Source organism: Moorena sp. SIO3I6 (assembly GCF_010672095.1).
Window position 1 is genome coordinate 1 of record NZ_JAAHHU010001455.1, and the last position, 1259, is coordinate 1259.

1 protein-coding gene and 1 pseudogene are annotated in these 1259 nt (G+C 48.3%); both read right to left on the reverse strand.

Going from position 1 to position 1259, the window contains the following annotated elements:
* The coding region (locus F6K49_RS50205; RefSeq protein ID WP_293110335.1) for a WD40 repeat domain-containing protein at positions 1 to 1071 on the reverse strand (1071 nt) is incomplete at its 3' end.
* A 58-nt stretch (positions 1072 to 1129) separates the two neighbouring features.
* A pseudogene (locus F6K49_RS50210) lies at positions 1130 to 1259 on the reverse strand (substrate-binding domain-containing protein); the annotation flags it as partial.

Consider the following 1259-nt stretch of genomic DNA (forward strand, 5'->3'; position numbering starts at 1 on the left):
GTCCAAACTAGCAGTAGCGATAGTTTGGCCGTCTGGGCTAAAGGCGACGGTTATGAGATATTGGCTATGTCCGGTGAGGGTGTGCAGTTCTTTGCCTTGGAGATTCCACAGTTTCACGGTGTTGTCCAAACTAGCAGTAGCGATAGTCTGGCCATCTGGGCTAAAGGCGAGACTAGTGACATCTGCGCTATGTCCAGTGAGGGTGTGCAGGTCTTTGCCTTTGAGATTCCACAGTTTCACAGTCTTGTCCCAACTAGCAGAAGCGATAGTCTGGCCATCTCGGCTAAAGGCGACGCTATTGACAGGTTCGCTATGTCCAGTGAGGGTGTGCAGGTCTTTGCCTTTGAGATTCCACAGTTTCACGGTGTTGTCCCAACTAGCAGTAGCGATAGTCTGGCCATCTCGGCTAAAGGCCACGCTAGTGACAGGTTCGCTATGTCCAGTGAGGGTGTGCAGGGGTTTGCCTTTGAGATTCCACAGTTTCACGGTGTTGTCAAAACTAGCAGTAGCGATAGTCTGGCCATCTCGGCTAAAGACGAGGCTAGTGACAGGTTCGCTATGTCCAGTGAGGGTGTGCAGGTGTTTGCCTTGTAGATTCCATAGTTTCACGGTGTTGTCCAAACTAGCAGAAGCGATAGTCTGGCCATCTCGGCTAAAGACGAGGCTAGTGACAGGTTCGCTATGTCCAGTGAGGGTGTGCAGGTGTTTGCCTTGTAGATTCCATAGTTTCACGGTGTTGTCCCAACTAGCAGAAGCGATAGTCTGGCCATCTCGGCTAAAGGCGACGCTAGTGACAGTATCAGTATGTTTATCCAGGCTATTATACTGGTTGACGCCATAGAGAGATTGCTGCAACTTAGCGATCACTTGTATTCTAGTATCACCTTTTACCCTTTTTGCCTTTTGGAGTTTTCCTACTGCCCTTAAACTCTCTTTTAGAGCATCAAAGGCTTGCTTTGAGGTAAACAAGAGTTCTGAAGATTGATTCAGGGCTTTAATTTCACTTTCTTCTGCCTTTCTCGCCTGCTTACGAGACTCCAATCCAAAAACCGTTGAAGCAACTGTCCCCAATACCAACACACCAATAAACCCTACCGCTACTAACCTGCGGTTACGGGTGATTTGCTTGTGACTTCTTGCAAAGTTCTATTTCTGATTCTTTGATCGGACGGGAGCCGTTGGAAATATCCGTTTCTCCAGCACAAAACTTCTTGAATCCACCACCAGTACCAGAGACACCGACAGTAACTTGGATTTCC